Consider the following 16,965-nt stretch of genomic DNA (forward strand, 5'->3'; position numbering starts at 1 on the left):
CCACGATGAACACAACTTCCTTCACCACTCCGGGTTACGGCGCGCACGACAGGTGACACGGTGCACCGGTCCCGCATTTGGGGCGCACGGGTGCACGGACGGGGGCGCGCGTGCGGCCGTGGCCCGGTGGGCGGGTAGCCAGTGGCGGTGTAGCGGCATTCACCCGTAATCGTCCGAGCTCATCGGCATTCTCCGGATAACGGCCGGGAAGTGATCAAGGCAAGATCACGGTCGGCGCGGTCCGGTAGGGGGTAGTCATGGCAGCGAGGCCACTCGTCGCCCGTCAGCCGAACGAACGGCTGCAGGCGCTCATCCAGGAAGCCGGGTGCTCCAACGCCGGGCTGGCCCGAAGGGTCAACATGGTCGGGGCGGAGCGCGGCCTCGACATGCGCTACGACAAGACGTCGGTAGCGCGATGGCTGCGCGGCCAGCAGCCGCGCGGAAGGGCCCCGGGCATCATCGCGGAGGCACTGGGCCGCAAGCTGGGGCGTACGGTCACGATCGACGAGATCGGCATGGCGGACGGAAAGAGCCTGGCGTCCGGGGTCGGGCTGCAGTTCGCCCCGACCGTGCTCGGGGCGATCGAGCAGGTCTGCGAGCTGTGGCGCAGTGACGTGGGCCGGCGGGACTTCCTCTCCGGCTCGACGGTCGCGGCCTCCGCACTCGTCGAGCCGAGCCGCGACTGGTTGATCACCGGCGCGGACACCCAGGTGGCCCGGCAGTCCGGGGCTCGGGTCGGGGTGTCGGACGTCGAGGCGGTCCGGGCGATGACGGAGGCGCTCCAGGACATGGACCACCGCTTCGGTGCGGGGCACGTGCGTCCAGTCGTCGTCCACTACCTCAACAGCGTGGTGTCGGGCCTCCTTTCGGGCTCGTACCGTGAACCCGTCGGACGGCAGCTCTTCGCGGCCGCGGCGCGGCTGACCGAACTCGCCGGGTACATGGCGGTGGACACCGGGCAGCCCGGGCTCGCCCAGCGCTACTACATCCAGGCGCTGCGCCTCGCGCAGGCGGCGGGCGACCGTGCGTACGGGGGGTACGTCCTGGCCGCCTCCATGAGCCACCTCGCGGCCCAGCTCGGCAACCCGAGGGAGATCGCGCAGCTGGCACGGGCCGCGCAGGAGGGGGCCAGGGGGCAGGTCCCCCCGCGTGCGGAGGCGATGTTCTACGCGGCCGAGGCCCGGGGCCACGCGCTCCTCGGGGACGCCAGGACCTGCCACGAAGTGGCCGCCAAGGCGCTCTCCGCACTGGACCGTGCCGACCCCGGTTCCGGCGACGACCCGTCGTGGATCGCCCACTTCGACCACGCGTACCTCTCCGACGAGCTGGCCCACTGCCATCGTGACCTGGGGCAGGCCGAGGCGGCGGCCCGCCGCGCGAGCGACTCCCTCGAGGGGCACCCGGAATCACGGGCCCGTCGGCGTGCGATCGGGCTGGTGCTGCTGGCCACGGCCCAGGTGCAGCAGCGTGAGGTCGAGGCCGCCTGCCACACCGGCACGCGGGCCGCGGAGCTGCTGGGCACGCTGCGGTCGAGCCGGGGCACGGAGTACCTGGAGGACCTGCAGCAGCGCCTGCAGCCGTACGCGGACGAACCGGCGGTCCGGGAGTTCGGGGTGAGGGTGGACATGCAGGCCGCGTGAAGGTCCTGTGCCCGGGCCGTGGGGCGTGGGTTCCCGCTCGGTCACACGGCTCGGTCCGGGGCGCTCCCTCCCCGTAAGCAGCGTTGTGGGGTGGCATCTTGTTACGGCTACCACACGTGTGTGCGCACCCCCCGACGCACCCGGTAGCGTGAACCGACGATTCCGTAGGTTCAGACGTAGGAGTCCCGGTGACGCACAGCGGACAGGGTGACGAGTCGCGGCATTCCGCTGCGACGCCCGCGCGCGAAGGAGTCGTGCTGCCCGCCGACGGCAGTGGGCCCTGGGCACCCGGAGTCGGTGGCGACCAAGGCGCACCGGCGGGTGGGACGCCCTGGGGTGCCCCGTGGGGGCCCGGCCAGGGCGGGCAGGCGCAGCCGCCCGCCTCCGCGGCGCAACCACTGCCGCCGCAGCAGGCGCACGGCGGTGCGGTTCCGCAGCCGTACCTCGGTGCCCCGGTGGCCCAACCGCCCGCGGCCGGCGGGCAGATGGCCCCACAGGCGTTCGCCGACAGCGACGCCACGCAGTACATCCCGCCCGTGCCCCAGGGGGCAGGGGCACTACCGCCTGAGAGCCCCGCTGAGTCGACGCACTTCCTCGGGACGGGGCCCGTCGCCGCTGCAGGCGACGGGCCGGGGGCCGGCCGTCCGATCGGCGACGCCGACGCCACGCAGTACATCCCGCCCGTGCCGACGCCCCACGGAACGGAGCAGCCCGTTCCCGTTCCGCCGCCGGGTGCCCCGTACGGCATCCGCCCCGGTGCGCCCGGCGACAGGCAGCCGCCGGCGGATTTCGACAACCTGTTCCGCAGCGAGGGCGCGCCGGGTGCTCCGGCGGGTGCGACGCAGCAACTGCCCCGCGTCCCGGCCGAGCCGCATCCCGGCCCGGGGCGGCAGCAGGGGCAGTACCAGCCCCCGCAGCAGTACGCTCCGCCCGCAGCGCACCAGCAGCCGCACGAGCCGGCGCCGAGCCGCTCCTCGCGGGTGCCGGTGATCGCCGCGGTGGTCGTCGGGTGTGCCGTCGTGGGGCTGGGCGCGAGCGCGTTGATGTTCGGCGGCGGGGACGACGAGGGCCGCAACGACAACACGACGGTGGCCGTTGCGACTTCACCCGCGGCGGACGCCACGACACAGGCCGCGGTCGACCCCGTGAAGGTCCAGGCGGAGGCGCTCGACAAGCTGCTGGCGGACAGCAACGACAGCCGTTCCTCGGTGATCCGCTCCGTCGAATCGATCAAGTCCTGCGAGAACCTCGACCAGGCTGCAACGGACCTGCGCGGCGCGGCGGAGCAGCGCCGCGAGCTGGTGCCCCGTCTCGAGGGCATGGCCGTGGACAAGCTGCCGAACAACCAGGCGCTGACGGCCGCCCTGAAGAAGGCGTGGGAGGCGTCCGCCGCCGCGGACGACCACTACGCGGAGTGGGCGGGGCAGGTGAAGGGCAAGAAGGGCTGTCGCGGCGACAAGGCCCGGACCACCAGCCAGACGGCCCAGGCCAACCGTTCGAGCGGTGAGGCGACGCTCGCCAAGCGGGAGGCGTCGGGGCTCTGGAACACGATCGCGGAGAAGTACGGGCTGACGAAGCGGGGGGCGACCGAACTCTAGCCCCGGAGTTTCCGGAGGCCGGGTCGGGCCTGTTGTGCCGGGTCGGGCCTGTTGTGCCGGTGCCGGGGTGCACGGGGACGGGTGTGCCGCGGCATCGAGGGGCCGCTCCCCTGGTCGGTCCAGGGGCGCCTCGTTGCGCCCGGGCGTCGTCAGGTTGCCCCGAGGCGCCGGGTGGTCGGACAGGACGACCCCGCCCTGCCGCTGAGCACCCACGGAAGCGCAGGACGGCTACGGGGCGGCACCGGCGGTTGCCGTCCGGTTCCGGTCCCGCGCCCACGTCCGGGGGCGGCACGGCCTGCGGCGGCCTCGGGTTCCAGGGCGCCCCGGCGGTGTGCACCACGTCCCACGGGCGGGCGTCCCGCTCCCGACCTCTCGGTGCTCGGCGCAGGGGCGGGTTTCGCAGCTCCCGGAGCCCGTCGCAGCTCTCCGGAGCCCGTCGCCGACGTCAGGACGTCGGCAGCGCGCCCATGATCTGACTCACGTCCACGAAGCCGGGTTTCTGGGCGACCAGACGCCCCGACCGGACGACCTGGAAGGTCACGTTCGGGTTGACCACGCGGGGGAAGCCGGGTGCGCCCAGCATGTCCTCGAAGCGCCAGCTCAGGGTGGGTGTGAGGCCGCCGGTCTCGACGCGGACGCCGGTGTCGAGGGTGTGTGCGAGCGCGTTGGCGGAGATCGCGTCGCGGTCGAGCGACTCGATCGCCTTCTTCAGCACGGTGTACGCGATCCACGTCGTCTGCACGCCCGCGTCCGCCGGGTCGATCCGGTCGTCCCCGAACGCGTACTCCCGGATCACCTGCCGCATCGTCCCCCAGCGGGGGTCCCCCGCGTACGGGTACCAACCGGTCATGTACGCGCCTTCGAAGGGGCCTCCGGCCCCACCGGTACGGTCGATCAGCGGCTGGCCCACGGAGCTCAGCACGGAGGAGATCCGCACCTCGCGGCCGTCCTCGGGCAGTCGCCTGAAGGAGTCGAAGAACGTCGCGGTGCGTTCGCCGAGCACCGCCGTGACGCAGCCTCCTTCCGCCCCGGCCTTCGAGCGTGCCCGGGCGGCCGGCTCGCCGTACTCGGTCGCGTCCTCGGTGGCCTTGACGTCGCTGGACGACCGGCCCTTGCCGCTGGCGAGGCCCGCGTCGAGCAGCGCCGGGAGGCCGTCTCCGGTGACCGTGTCCGGTCGGACGAGCGAGACCTTCCGGCAGTTGTCGGCCAGTTGCCTGCCGTTGCCGGCGAGCAGTGCCGCCTGCCCGCCGTTGACGGGGTAGGAGAGGTAGCTGGTGAACTCCTCTTCGGAGACCCCGTAGCCGCCGATGTACGGGATGCCGGCGGCTTCCAGCGGGGCCATGAACGCCCGGCCGTTCTGGCTGTACGACCCGACGACCGCGACCGCGCCCTCGTCGACCGCCTGCCGGGAGCACGCGGCTGCACCCGACGTCGTGTTGTGCTCGTTGCAGGTGAGGACGCGTAGCTCGTGGCCGTCGATGCCGCCGTGGGCGTTGACGTACTTGGCGTAGGCCTGTGCCATGGCGGGCATTCCGGGCATGTTGGTCGCCCTGGATTCCTCCGGGGCGAAGGTCATCACGGTGATGGGCTCCCTGGAGCCCCCCGGACCCCCAGGGAGCACGCCGCATGCGGCGAGCGACGCCCCGACCGCCGCCATGGAGACGGCGAAAGCGGTCGCGATCCGATAGGAGCGGGGAGAGGAGAGGCGTCGCCAACCGGTCATGTCCCTGCACACTTCCGCCTCGGGGGTAACACCAGAGTGGTGGCGGGTCAACGGTGGGTGACCAGAGGGTGAATTGCAGGGGCTGAAGATCGCTCCACAGGGGGAACGTACGATCGATGGCGTGCAAGCTCCGGTGCTGCCCCTCGTGGTGGAACTCGCGAGGACCACGCTCACGAGGTGAACGTCAATGAACTCTTCCCGACGCAGCCGTCGCTCCTCCACCATGGGCGGCATGCCGCACAACGACATGCCCTGGTGGCGCTGGCGCAGCAACGTGCGCTCGGCGCTGCACATGCTTTCCGACCCCGTGTTCCACCAGGAGACCTGGCTGGCGGGCCACGAGGGGTACGGCGACGTCACGGACGCCGTCTACCGGCTGGTCGAGGACACCTGGCTGGACAGCTGGTCCGCCGAGAAGTACGTCGGGACGATCTTCCGGGACTCCGGGGAGGCCGCTCTCGTCGACGTAGCCGTACTGCGGGTGCTGAGAATCATGCACCAGGTGGGCGCGGATGCGCCGGTGTCCGCCTACATGGAGCACCACGGCTGGCCGGAGGCGGTGCGCGCGGCCCGTGATGCGCACGTACGGCTGGCGACGAACGACGGGGACGACCCGGACGCTCCGCCGCGTTCCCTGGAGGTCCTGCGGATCATGACGCGGTCCGCCTGACGGACGGGGAGCTGCTGCCGTCTGCGGGGTGTGGCAGTCTACGAGGATGACAGACCAGTACGTCCTCACGCTCTCCTGCCCGGACAAGCAGGGCATCGTGCACGCCGTTTCCAGCTACCTCTTCATCACCGGCTGCAACATCGAGGACAGTCAGCAGTTCGGAGACCGTGACACGGGTCTGTTCTTCATGCGGGTGCACTTCTCCGCCGAAGCGTCCGTCACCGTGGAGAAGTTGCGGGCCAGCTTCGCCGCCGTGGGCGACTCGTTCTCCATGGATTGGCAGATCCACCGCGCCGAGGAGCGCATGCGGGTCGTGCTGATGGTCAGCAAGTTCGGCCACTGCCTCAACGACCTGCTGTTCCGCTCGCGGATCGGGGCGCTGCCGGTGGACATCGCGGCAGTGGTGTCCAACCACACGGACTTCGCCGAACTCGTCGCGTCGTACGACATTCCGTTCCGCCACATCCCGGTGACGAAGGACACCAAGGCGGAGGCCGAGGCCGAACTGCTGGAGCTGGTGCGCACCGAGAACGTGGAGCTGGTGGTCCTGGCGCGCTACATGCAGGTCCTCTCGGACGACCTCTGCAAGCAGCTCAGCGGCCGGATCATCAACATCCACCACTCCTTCCTGCCGAGCTTCAAGGGGGCCAAGCCCTACCACCAGGCGCACGCGCGCGGTGTGAAGCTGATCGGTGCGACGGCGCACTACGTGACGGCCGACCTGGACGAGGGCCCGATCATCGAGCAGGAGGTCGAGCGGGTGGGCCACGAGGTCACTCCGGAGCAGTTGGTGGCGATCGGCCGTGACGTGGAGTGCCAGGCGCTGGCCCGCGCGGTGAAGTGGCACGCGGAGCACCGCATCCTGTTGAACGGTCGCCGCACGGTGGTCTTCGCCTAGCATCGTCGGCGCTGGACGGGCGCCGCGCCGGATCCGGCCCGTCCGCCGTGGCACCGGACGATCAGAGACGGGACAGCGACGCCGCGGCGAAGAGGACGTTGCGGATGGCCTCGCGGTCGCCTTCCTGGCCCGCGGCAGCCTCCTGGGGCGGCACGTGTCCCGCGACGAGCTGGCAGAACTCAACGCTGTCGAGGGCGACTTGGGCCACGGTGCGGTCGGGGTCGCCCACCGCGGCCGGTGAGTCCAGGGCGATGTACCAATGGCCGCCGCCCGCGCCCTCGACCTCCAGGTGGAGCGTGCGGCCCGGCGAACCCGCGGTGACGAGTTCGCGGGCCGGGGCTGCGAGGCCGGCTCGGCGGCGGGCCGCGAGGGACGCGGGGAGCAGGCGGGCGCCGAGGTCGATCATGTCGTGGAGGTGGGCGGCGCAGGGCGGGTCGTACGGATAGGCCACGGCGTTGGCGATGTCGTCCGCGTGCACCCAGCACTCGAAGGCCCGTTCCAGCATCGAGTCCCGCAGCGGCAGCGCGAAGTCCCCGTAGGACACCGCCAGCTCCGCCGTACCGCGCCCGGTGAACGACACGGTCCGCACCAGCGTGTGACTCTGGGCGCGCCACGGCTCGCGCACCGTCCGTGCCGGTGAGAAGCGCGCGGAGCGCCACATTTGTTCGGTGCGTGCGGACGGTGATGCGGTGGCGTCCGTGCCGACCGGGTCGTCCAGACCGAGGGCTGCGGCGACCAGTCCGTCCACGGACATGAGGTGTGCGATCACCCCGGCCACCGTCGTGTCGCGGCTCGCCGCCTGCGTGCCGTCGAACCACTGCAGTCGCACGGGCGCGTGCCACTCGGCCTCCCCGATGTCCTGCAGCAGCGCGTCGAGCCGGGCGGTCTCCGCGTCGTAGGGCGCGGACCAGGCGGGAACCGGGATGCGCGCGGGGCGGCGCCCCAGGCAGTTCTCGAGCACGCGGGAGCGCAGCAGCGGATCCAGGTCGAGCTCCCGGTCGAAGTGCAGCAGTCCGACCGCGTCGCGCAGCCGCAGCGCCTCGTCCGAGCAGGGTGCGCATGCGGTGATGTGCTCCTCCACTGCGGCGGTCTCCTCGGCCGAGCACGCGGCGAGCGCCCAGGCGCCGAGCAGTGACTTCAGCACGGCGTGCGGCATCTCGGGCGTGGGAGCCGGTGGTGGCGACGGTAGTACGGCCGGCGGCGAGAGGTCGTCCCCCGCCGCTCGCGGTCCCGGTATGCGGGGAGCCGCGTCCGGAGCGTCGTCCGGTTCGTCCGGGCCGCGGCCCCCGTTCAGCGGCCCGGTCACCGGCCGCTTCCCGGTCCGGGCGGTGAGGAGCCCTCCAGCGGGCGGGTGTTCGCCGTGGACAGCAGTTGTAGGCCCAGGCGCAGCCTGCGGCGGGCCTCGTCCTCGGTGACGCCGAGGTCGACGGCGGTCTGCCGGTAGTCCCTGCGCTGGAAGTACGCCAGCTCCAGCGCCGCCCGAAGCGGGGCGGGCATCGACGTGACGATGTAGTCGGCGCGGGCGGCGACCGAGGCGCGCCTGACCTTCTGCTCCAGCTCCTCCGGGGTGCCCACGCCGCTCTCGGCGTGGGCCGCGCGCTCCTGTTCGCGCAGCCGGCGCACGGCCTGCCGGTGGGTGATGCTCGCCACCCAGGACCGCAGCGGGCCCTGTTTGGGGTCGTAGGTGCCGGGGTTCTCCCACACGTACTCGAACACCTCACGGGTGACCTGGTCGGCGCCGTCGTCGTCGTCGAGCACGCGATGGGCGAGGTTGTGCACGAGTGAGGCGAACCGGTCGTACAACTCACCGAGCGCGGCGGCCTCGCCCCGCGCCAGTCGCTGCTGCATCTTGCGGTCCCAGCGGGGTGGTGTGTCCTTCGCCATGCGGCACCCCCAACCTTCTGCCCGTCCTTCTGTCCGTCCCGTGTCCTATCGAATGTAGTGGGCCGTCCGGATTACGCACTCCCTTTGTGGCAAGAACGCCCCTTGGAGGGACCCTGGTGGTAGGGGTTTCATCCAGGTGGGGCAGGGCAGCAGCGACCCAAAGGAACAACGAATTCCGGATCCGGGACCGGTGCGACGAGAGGGCCGCGCGTGATGCTCAAGGTGAACCAGACCGCGCAGGGCGCGTGGACCATATTGCACATAAAGGGTGAATTGGACTTGGTGAGTTCACCGGTGGTCCGCCGGCGCGTCCACGATGCGGTCGCCGTCGGCCGCCGCGATCTCGTGCTCGACCTCTCCGAAGTGGTGTTCTGCGACTCCAGCGGCGTGGGCGTGCTGATCGCCTCGCGACGGCTGCTGCGTTCCTGTCGCGGTCGGCTGAGGCTGATCCTCCCCGCGGGGGGAGCCACCCGGGTGGGCTCCGCCCCGGCTGCCGGAGGCGAGGGGCCTGGCGCCCACGTGAACCGGGTGCTGGCCGCCCTGGGAGTGCGTCGCCTGTTCGAGGTGTACGGGGACGTCCCGTCCGCCACCAGCGACGAGGCGCAGCCGCTCTCGGCGTAACTGCGCGCGGACCGTCCCCGACGTCGTAGTCTCCCCGCATGGACAGCGCAGAATACGAGCGGAAGATCGCCCACCGGTTCGCCGAGTTCGACCAGGACGGCAACGGGTACATCGACCGCGCGGACTTCAACAAGGCGGCCGCGGTGGTGCTCGCCGAGTTCGGCGTCACGGCACGCTCGGACAGGGGGCAGGCGCTCTACTCGGGCGCCGAGGCGTTCTGGCAGGGCATGGCCGGGATCGCCGATGTGGACGGCGACCAGCGGGTCACCCGCGAGGAGTTCGTCACGGGCGCCGTGAAGCGGCTGCGTGACAATCCGCACCGCTTCGCCGAGATCGCCCGACCCTTCCTGCACGCGGTGATCGCCGTTGCGGACGAGGACGGCTCCGGTGTGACCACGTCCGGTGCGGAAAGGGTCCTCCGCGCCCTCGGCGTCGCGCAGGACGTCGCCGCAACGGCGGCCGCCGTGCTGGACGCGGACGGTGACGGCAGGATCGGCGAGGAGGAGCTCCTGGCCGCCTTCGCCGCGTACTACGTGATGGACGAGCCCGACGCCCCCTGACGTCCGGGTGGTGACCGCCGGGGCGGCGGAGGGGAGGACCTCCGTCGTCTCGACGGCCGCCCACCGCAGGCAGGTTCCGCGGCTCGCGCCGCACCGGTGGGCGTGCGCCCGGAGGCAGGGAGGCGCGCCGCGAGGGGCCGCTCCCGCGCGCGGGACGTCAGCTGTCCCCGCACGGCGCCGCCTCGTTCACGATGTGGCGCGCACCGATCCGGAGAAACGTTCTCGCAGTCGGTACTTGAGCACCTTGCGCAGGGTGTCGTTGCGGGGCAGTGCGTCCACCACCTCCAGTTGCTCGGGCAGTTTGTGGACCGCGAGCCCCGTGCCCCGCAAGTACGCGGTGATCCCGTCAAGGGTGAGCGGGGCGGCCCCGTCCGGCTGCTCCACCACGGCGCACACGCGTTCCCCGCGTGCCGCGTCCGGCAGGCCGATCACCGCCGCTTCGCGCACGCCGGGGTGTTCGTGCAGTAGGTCCTCGATCTCCTTGGCCGAGATGTTCTCGCCCTTGCGGATGATGACGTCCTTGAGGCGCCCGGTGAGGACGAGGTGGCCCGACGCGGTGAGGCGGCCGAGGTCCCCGGTGATGAGGAACCCGTCGTCGTCGAAGACCGCCGCGGTCTGCTCCGGTTCCAGGTAGCCCCGGCAGACGGCCTCGCCGCGCAGCCGCACCTCCCCGTCGACGATGCGTATCTCCATGCCCTCCGGCGGCCGGCCCTCCGTCGTGGCGAGGTTCTCCGGGGTGTCGTCCGGCGACCCCATCGTGATCATGGGTACCTCGGTCATGCCGTAGCCGTGGGTGAGTTGGACCCCCATTTCGCGGACCACGGCGTGGTAGAGCTCCGGTGGTTTGGGGGCGCCCCCGCCGGCGAGTAGCCGGAGGGTCGGGACGAGCGGCTTCCCGGGCTGTTTGCGCTGTTCGGCCAGGAACATCGTGTAGAAGGCGGTCGAGCCGCCGGCCGTCGTCACCCCGTGCCTGCGGTACGTCTCCAGCGCGTCCGGCAGGGCGAACGTCTCGAAGAGAACGGCCGGGAAGCCGTACAGCAGCAGCATGACCAGGTAGTCGGCGCCGCCGATGTGGGCGAACGGGAAGGCGATCGAGCCGACGTCGTCGGGCGTCAGGTGCAGGGCGTGGCCCAGGCAGGAGCCGCCCGCGATCAGTGAACGGTCCGTGTGCAGGACGCCCTTGGGGTCGGAGGTGGTGCCGGAGGTCCAGTAGATCCAGCGCACGGGCGTCCCCTCGGCGGGTGGTGGGGGCAGTGCGGACGGGTCGCCCTCGGGCAGGTCCGCGTACGCCTCGAAGACGCCGCGCGCCCCGATCCGGTGGGCCATTTCCGTGTGGTCGAAGCCGCGCCACACTCCGGGGACCGCGAGGAAGTCCGCCTTCGAAGCCCGTAGCGCGAAGCTGGTCTCGCGGTCGCGGTAGAAGGGGATCAACGGGGACTGGACGGCTCCGATCCGGGCCAGTGCCCCGGTCAGCACGACCGTCTCGATGCGGGTCGGCAGCTGCCAGGCCACCACGGTGCCGGGCCGTACGCCGCGGTCGTGCAGTCCTGCCGCCACGTGCTCGCAGCGGTCCCGCAGTTCGCCGAACGTGAGGCTCCGGTCGCCCTGGAGCAGCGCGGTGCGGTCGGGGGTGAGCGCGGCGCGGCGTTCGATCAGTTCCCAGAGCGTGCGGGAGGCGCCCAGTTCGTGTGCGGTCTCGTCCATGTCCCCTCCGAGTGAACTGACGGTTAGTCAGATCGTGGCCCGAGCGTAGGCCCGGGCGCCTTGTCGGTCCAGTGGTGCGCGGCTAGCCTGATATCTGACGACCCGTCAGAAGCGGAGGCATCGATGGAGCAGGAACTGCCTCGGATCATCAGCGTCGACGACCACGTGATCGAGCCCGCACACCTCTTCGAGACGTGGCTCCCGACGAAGTACCGGGACCGCGGACCCCGGCCGCTCACGGCAGGCATCGGCGAGTTGGCGTACGTCGGCGGCAGGTACCAGATCACGATGGACCCGGACGGGCCGCCCACCGACTGGTGGATCTACGAAGACCTGAAGTTCCCGTACAAGCGCAACATCGCCGCCGTCGGCTTCGACCGCGACGACATGACTCTGGAGGGGATCACCCGGGCCGAGATGCGGCCCGGCTGCTGGGACCCGGTCGAACGGCTCAAGGACATGGACCTCAACCACGTCGAGGCGTCGCTGTGCTTCCCCACCTTCCCCCGGTTCTGCGGGCAGACCTTCGCCGAGGCAGAGGACAAGGAGGTCGCGCTCGCCTGCGTCCGGGCCTACAACGACTGGATGGTCGAGGAGTGGTGCGGTGACAGCGGCGGTCGGCTGATCCCGCTCTGCATCATCCCGTTGTGGGACATCGACCTGGCCGTCGCCGAGGTCCGGCGCAACGCCGCACGCGGCGTGAAGGCCGTGACCTTCAGTGAGATCCCCACCCACCTGGGGCTGGCGTCGATCCACTCCGGTTACTGGGACCCGTTCTTCGCCGCCTGCCAGGAGACCGGGACGGTGGTCAACATGCACATCGGATCGTCCTCGCAGATGCCCGCGGCCTCCCCCGACGCGCCTCCGGCCGTCCAGGCCTCGCTGTCGTTCAACAACGCCATGGCGTCGATGATGGACTTCCTCTTCAGTGGGGTGCTGGTGAGGTTCCCGCTGCTCAAGCTCGCCTACAGCGAGGGCCAGATGGGCTGGATCCCGTACGCCCTGGAGCGCGCCGACGACGTGTGGGAGGAACACCGGGCCTGGGGCGGGGTGCGCGACACCGTCCCCGAGCCGCCGTCCTCGTACTACTACCGGCAGATCTTCTGCTGCTTCTTCCGGGACAAGCACGGTGTGGCCTCGTTGGACGTCGTCGGTCGGGACAACGCGACGTTCGAGACCGACTACCCGCACGTCGACTCGACCTTCCCGCACACCAAGGACGTCGCCCTCGACCACGTCAAGGACCTCGACGACGAGACGGTCTACAAACTGATGCGCGGCAACGCGATCCGCATGCTCGGCCTGGACCTGGACGCGTAGTGGACCTGGCGTACACGGAGGAGGAAGAGGAGTTCAGGGACGAGCTGCGCGACTGGCTCGCCACCAGCCTGCCGAAGCTGCCCGCCAGGCCCGATCCGCTGGACTGGCCGGCGCGGCGTGCTTACGACACGGCATGGCAGCGGGCGCTGTACGACGCCGGGTACGCGGACCTCCACTGGGACGCCCCGCCCACTCGACGGCTCATCTTCCTCGAGGAGACCGAGAAGGCGGGGGCTCCCTACGTGGGGGCAAACTTCGTGGGCCTGTTGCACGCCGGACCGACCATCGCAGCCGTGGGGACGGACGAGCAGCGGCGGCGGTGGCTGCCGCCGATCCTGCGCGGCGACGAGATCTGGTGCCAGGGGTTCAGCGAACCGGACGCGGGATCCGACCTCGCGGCACTGCGCACCCGGGCGGTGCGGGACGGCGACGCCTACGTGGTGACCGGGTCGAAGGTCTGGACCTCGCACGCGGAGGTCGCCGACTGGTGCGAACTGCTCGTGCGCACCGATCCGGAGGCGCCGAAGCACCGCGGGATCAGCTGGCTCGCCATGCCGATGGACACGCCGGGCGTCACTGTACGGCCGTTGCGCACGCTGGCCGGCACCGCCGAGTTCGCCGAAGTGTTCCTGGACGACGTGCGGGTGCCGGTGGCGAACCGGGTGGGGGGAGAGAACGACGGCTGGCGCGTCACCATGGTCACGCTGTCCTTCGAGCGGGGGACGGCCTTCGTCGGGGAGGTCGTCGCGTGTCGGCGCACCCTGGGCGAGCTCGCCCGCGCCGCCCGGGAGAACGGCCGCTGGGACGACGCCGTCCTGCGCCGGCGGCTCGGGCGGTTGAACGCCGAGTTCGCCGCGCTGTGGCGGCTCACGCAGTGGAACGTGAGCGAGGCGACGGAGGGGCCGGCGCGCCACGGTGCCGGAGGGCCCGCCCGCGGGGTGCCCGGCACCGGTGGCTCGGTCTTCAAGCTCCGCTACTCGCACGCACGGCAGGAGCTGTACGACGCGGCGGCGGAGGTGCTCGGGCCCGACGCGCTCGACGGGTCACACCCGTGGGCCCTGGACCGGCTGTCCTCGCTGTCGTACACCATCGCCGCCGGCACCTCCCAGATCCAGCGGAACATCGTCGCCGAGCGGATCCTCGGCCTGCCCAAGGAGGTTCGCGCGGCGTGCACTTCCAACTGAGCGAGGACCAGCGCGCCCTGCGATCGGGGGTCAGGGGACTGCTGGAGGCCCGATTCGACCGCACCGCCCTGCGCGCTGCGGTGGACGGCGGAGCGGACCGGCTGCCGGACCGGAAGCTGTGGCGCGAGCTCGGCGCGGTCGGCTTCTTCGCGCTGCGGCTGCCCGAAGCGCGGGGCGGCGCCGGACTGGGGCTGCCCGAGGCGGTCCTGGCCTTCGAGGAGGCGGGACGGGCCTTGCTGCCCGGTCCGCTCGTCGCCACGCACCTCGCGGCGGGCAGCGTCGCGGGAGCGGCCACCGGCGAGACCGTGGTGGCCATGGCGGACGGTGCCCTGGTGGCGTGGCTGGACGCGGCCGACGAGGTGGTCTGCGGGCTGCCGGAGACCGTCCCGGTGCGTTCCGTCGACCCGCTCACGCCGCTGCACAGGGTGACCGAACGGCAGGGCCACCGGGACACCGTGTGCGAGGAGCGCGCGGGGGCGGTGAAGGGGGAAGCAGTCGGGAGCCCGGCGCCCGCCCGCCGCGGCGTTCCGCCGGGCACCCGTCTGGAGGCCGTGCTGCTCACCGCCGCGGAGCAGGTGGGTTCCGCCGGCCGCACCACCGAACTCGCCGTCCGGTACGCGCAGCAGCGCGAGCAGTTCGGCCGTCCCGTCGGTGCCTTCCAGGCGGTCAAGCACCTCTGCGCCGGTATGCTGGTGCGCGCCGAAGTGGCTCGTACCGCCGTGTACGCCGCGGCCGTCACCGGTGATCCGGTCGAGACCGCGGGCGCCAAACTCCTCGCCGACGAGGCGGCCGTGCGCAATGCGCGGGACTGCCTCCAGGTGTACGGCGGCATGGGTTTCACCTGGGAGGTAGACGTGCACCTGCACCTCAAGAGGGCATGGGTGCGTGCCGAGCTCTGGCAGACGGCGGCCGAGGCGGAGGAGACGCTCGCGGCGGCCCTCTGACCGGGTCCCACGGGCGTCGATATCGGGTTGTGTCCTTCGAGCGGGCCGTCACGGCCCGGAGTCGGGCCCGTCCTCGGGTACTCTCCGTAGGGTGCGAGATGCGTGCTGTCCCGGGGCGAGATCCCCGAAGCTCCGGCCCGACACCAGGGTGGCCGCCGGAGGAGAACGCGCCGCTCGCACAGTGTGTTCGACTCTCCGCAACATGCGCCGCACAGTATGCACCACGCGTACTCCTTCGCGCTGGAATATGCCTGAAGCGCTTGTTGCGGTGACTGTACGTCAACCATGCTGTCTCGCAGGCAATTCACATTCCGTGATGGCTGTGAGGCGCGAGGCGATGTGTCCGCCGGTTCGGATGGTGTGAGCGGTGCAGGTGCTTCAGGTTCAGTTGGAAGTCGGGCCGGATCCCGCAGAAGTGGGACGAGCCCGGAGGTGGGCCCGTTCGCGGCTCCTCGGCTCGGGCATAGAGGACGACGAGCCGCTGGCCGAGACGCTGGTGCTGCTCATCTCCGAACTGGTCACCAATGCAGTGGTCCACACGGGCTGCCCGGCCGTGCTGCGGATGCTGTTCGGGCTGGGTGCGGCCGAGGCGGGGACGGTCCGGGTGGAGGTCGCCGACAGTTGCGCCCGCCCGCCGCGCCCCCGCCACGCGGACGGTGACGACACCAACGGCCGCGGCCTGGAATTGGTGGACGGGCTCGCCGACCGCTGGGGCTGGCAGCCCGAGGGGGCGGGCAAGAGCATCTGGTGCGAGGTGGACCGGCTGGCGCCGCGGACCGCTGCGGTCCCGGTCGTCCCGGCGGGCGTGCAGTCGCTGCTCATGGGCGAGCCGTCACGCACCATCACACGGACCGCCTGAGCAGTCCGTCCGGGCGTACGGCCGTTCGTCGCGGGAGCGCGGCGGGCCGGACGGAGACGTCGGACGTCCGGCCGCGGTGGGCTTCGCCCCCGGCGCACGGTCCGCTGGAGTGACGGTCCCGGCGGGGGGTGACGCTCCGCCGTCCGCGGCTCGCTCCGTGACCGCTCGCGGCCGCCCCGTGGCCCCGACGGCCCGGGCGTCGAGCGAGCGAGTGGGACGTGTGGTGAGTGCCGGAAGGCCGTGTGGGGCGCCGTGAGCCGCGTCCGGCCGGGCCACGGCGGGTGGCGGGCCGGCCCGGGCCGCACGGGAAGGGCCTCGACCGGTGGCGGAGCGCCCGAGGTCGTCCGTCCGCGTCACCGGTGAGCGTGCTGCCCCCGTCCCGGGGCCCGCTCTCAGAGGACGGCCACCGGGGCGACCGGCGTCCCCGTGCCGCCCACGAACGGCTCGGGCGTCGCGGACAGCAGGAAGGCGTAGCGCCCCTCCTCCGCACAGGCGGTGGAGAGCGGCTCCAGATCCCAGTTCTGGCCCTGCAGCATGCCCATCTCCACCAGGTCCAGCGCGTGTACGGGCAACCAGAGGTCCTCGATCTCCGGAGGGAAGATCTCGAAGGTCAGGGTGTCGTTCGCGACAGCCGCCGCGTCCCGGGCGTGGAACCACTCGGGCGTGCGGACCGACAGCCCGGGCGACGGGTAGGCGTAGCCGTGTCGGTCGCCGGCGAGATACGTCTGCACCTGCCCCGTCCGAACGAGCACGACGTCACCGGGGCGCACCCGGACACGGCCGAACTCCTCTGCCTCCGACAGGTCTTCGGGGGTGACGGCGTGGTCGCCGGGCAGCCGGTCCACGCCCCTGGCGCGGGCCACGTCGAGGAGCACACCGCGTGAGACGAGGGTGCGGACCGTGCCGATCCCGCTGAACCGTGCTCCCTCGTGGGCGGTGATGGTGTCCGCCGGGCGCCCGTTGTAGATCTTCCCCGAGTGCGAGGCGTGGGTCAGCGCGTCCCAGTGGGTGGCTGCCTGCAGCCCCATGGTGACGGCGTCGTCGCTGGTGGCGACGGTTCCGGGGCCGAACAGCTCCTGATTGATCTGGACCATCGTGTGCAAGGGGTTCACCCGGCCCGGGATCACGCCGGTCTGCACGCCGTCCTGTTGCAGTGGAAGGGCGAGCGGAACGCGGCGGCCGGTCCGGATCTCGCCCGCGGCCCGGCGCACCACGTCGTCGGTGATCAGGTTGAGCGTGCCGATCTCGTCGTCTGCACCCCAGCGCCCCCAGTTGTTGACGCGTCGGGCGATGTCGTGGAATTCCGGCGGCAGGGTCGGTGGTGACATCGGTCCTCCCGGTTCCTGGGTCTTGTGCTCTG

The 16,965-nt window shown here is 71.8% G+C and carries 15 protein-coding genes; 10 read left to right on the top strand and 5 right to left on the bottom strand.

The annotated features are described in order from the left end of the window. The first annotated feature begins 257 nt into the window (after nucleotides 1–257). Both ACFXOM_RS21845 and ACFXOM_RS21850 read left to right on the top strand, forming a co-directional pair. The gene (locus ACFXOM_RS21845) at nucleotides 258–1,640 is read left to right on the top strand and encodes a transcriptional regulator (RefSeq protein ID WP_384939275.1); all 1,383 of its coding nucleotides are present in this window, start codon (nucleotides 258–260) and stop codon (nucleotides 1,638–1,640) included. Nucleotides 1,641–1,828: 188 nt separating this feature from the next. Next, a complete protein-coding gene (locus ACFXOM_RS21850) occupies nucleotides 1,829–3,238 on the top strand; it encodes a hypothetical protein (protein ID WP_384939276.1) in 1,410 nt (469 codons plus the stop codon). A gap of 445 nt (nucleotides 3,239–3,683) precedes the next feature. Here the strand turns inward: ACFXOM_RS21850 and ACFXOM_RS21855 are convergent, their stop codons facing one another. Continuing rightward, entirely contained in the window at nucleotides 3,684–4,961 is a 1,278-nt protein-coding gene (locus ACFXOM_RS21855; RefSeq protein WP_384939278.1) for an ABC transporter substrate-binding protein, read from the bottom strand. A gap of 223 nt (nucleotides 4,962–5,184) precedes the next feature. Between ACFXOM_RS21855 and ACFXOM_RS21860 the strand changes: the two genes are divergently transcribed. Further along, nucleotides 5,185–5,631: a hypothetical protein gene (locus tag ACFXOM_RS21860; protein WP_384939455.1), complete on the top strand. Its 447-nt coding sequence runs from the start codon at nucleotides 5,185–5,187 to the stop codon at nucleotides 5,629–5,631. Between the two features lie 46 nt (nucleotides 5,632–5,677). Then, on the top strand, nucleotides 5,678–6,529 hold the full coding sequence (gene purU, locus ACFXOM_RS21865; RefSeq protein ID WP_384939279.1) for a formyltetrahydrofolate deformylase: 852 nt from the start codon (nucleotides 5,678–5,680) through the stop codon (nucleotides 6,527–6,529). Between the two features lie 61 nt (nucleotides 6,530–6,590). Here purU and ACFXOM_RS21870 read toward each other — a convergent pair whose 3' ends face one another. Together ACFXOM_RS21870 and ACFXOM_RS21875 are read right to left on the bottom strand one after the other, a co-directional pair. Further along, nucleotides 6,591–7,835, bottom strand: a complete 1,245-nt coding sequence (locus tag ACFXOM_RS21870; protein ID WP_385038875.1) for a maleylpyruvate isomerase N-terminal domain-containing protein — start codon at nucleotides 7,833–7,835, stop codon at nucleotides 6,591–6,593. Further along, nucleotides 7,832–8,413, bottom strand: coding sequence for a sigma-70 family RNA polymerase sigma factor (locus ACFXOM_RS21875; protein ID WP_384939283.1), 582 nt, complete (start codon nucleotides 8,411–8,413; stop codon nucleotides 7,832–7,834). The genes ACFXOM_RS21870 and ACFXOM_RS21875 overlap by 4 nt, the downstream gene beginning before the upstream one ends. Before the next feature lie 210 nt (nucleotides 8,414–8,623). Between ACFXOM_RS21875 and ACFXOM_RS21880 the strand changes: the two genes are divergently transcribed. Both ACFXOM_RS21880 and ACFXOM_RS21885 read left to right on the top strand, forming a co-directional pair. Beyond that, nucleotides 8,624–9,034 carry an STAS domain-containing protein gene (locus tag ACFXOM_RS21880; RefSeq protein ID WP_384939284.1) on the top strand — a complete coding sequence of 137 codons (411 nt, stop codon included), beginning with the start codon at nucleotides 8,624–8,626 and terminating at the stop codon, nucleotides 9,032–9,034. A 38-nt stretch (nucleotides 9,035–9,072) separates the two neighbouring features. Further along, complete coding sequence (locus tag ACFXOM_RS21885) at nucleotides 9,073–9,594, top strand: EF-hand domain-containing protein (RefSeq protein WP_384939286.1); 522 nt, start codon at nucleotides 9,073–9,075, stop codon at nucleotides 9,592–9,594. Nucleotides 9,595–9,780: 186 nt separating this feature from the next. On the opposite strand, the gene ACFXOM_RS21890 is transcribed toward ACFXOM_RS21885, so the two are convergent. After that, nucleotides 9,781–11,298, bottom strand: coding sequence for a class I adenylate-forming enzyme family protein (locus ACFXOM_RS21890; protein WP_385038878.1), 1,518 nt, complete (start codon nucleotides 11,296–11,298; stop codon nucleotides 9,781–9,783). A 123-nt stretch (nucleotides 11,299–11,421) separates the two neighbouring features. On the opposite strand from ACFXOM_RS21890, the gene ACFXOM_RS21895 reads away from it, so the two are divergent. From ACFXOM_RS21895 to ACFXOM_RS21910, 4 genes are all read left to right on the top strand, one after another. Next, nucleotides 11,422–12,618, top strand: a complete 1,197-nt coding sequence (locus ACFXOM_RS21895; RefSeq protein ID WP_384939289.1) for an amidohydrolase family protein — start codon at nucleotides 11,422–11,424, stop codon at nucleotides 12,616–12,618. Beyond that, the gene (locus ACFXOM_RS21900; RefSeq protein ID WP_384939291.1) at nucleotides 12,618–13,802 is read left to right on the top strand and encodes an acyl-CoA dehydrogenase family protein; all 1,185 of its coding nucleotides are present in this window, start codon (nucleotides 12,618–12,620) and stop codon (nucleotides 13,800–13,802) included. Before ACFXOM_RS21895 ends, ACFXOM_RS21900 begins: the two co-directional genes overlap by 1 nt. Continuing rightward, the gene (locus tag ACFXOM_RS21905; protein ID WP_384939293.1) at nucleotides 13,787–14,746 is read left to right on the top strand and encodes an acyl-CoA dehydrogenase family protein; all 960 of its coding nucleotides are present in this window, start codon (nucleotides 13,787–13,789) and stop codon (nucleotides 14,744–14,746) included. The genes ACFXOM_RS21900 and ACFXOM_RS21905 overlap by 16 nt, the downstream gene beginning before the upstream one ends. A gap of 367 nt (nucleotides 14,747–15,113) precedes the next feature. After that, the gene (locus tag ACFXOM_RS21910) at nucleotides 15,114–15,605 is read left to right on the top strand and encodes an ATP-binding protein (RefSeq protein WP_384939295.1); all 492 of its coding nucleotides are present in this window, start codon (nucleotides 15,114–15,116) and stop codon (nucleotides 15,603–15,605) included. 392 nt (nucleotides 15,606–15,997) lie between these two features. Here the strand turns inward: ACFXOM_RS21910 and ACFXOM_RS21915 are convergent, their stop codons facing one another. Next, the gene (locus ACFXOM_RS21915; protein ID WP_384947461.1) at nucleotides 15,998–16,933 is read right to left on the bottom strand and encodes a cyclase family protein; all 936 of its coding nucleotides are present in this window, start codon (nucleotides 16,931–16,933) and stop codon (nucleotides 15,998–16,000) included. Nucleotides 16,934–16,965: the final 32 nt, after the last annotated feature.

Origin of the sequence: Streptomyces sp. NPDC059169 (assembly GCF_042755225.1) — a bacterium.
Lineage (GTDB): Bacteria > Actinomycetota > Actinomycetes > Streptomycetales > Streptomycetaceae > Streptomyces.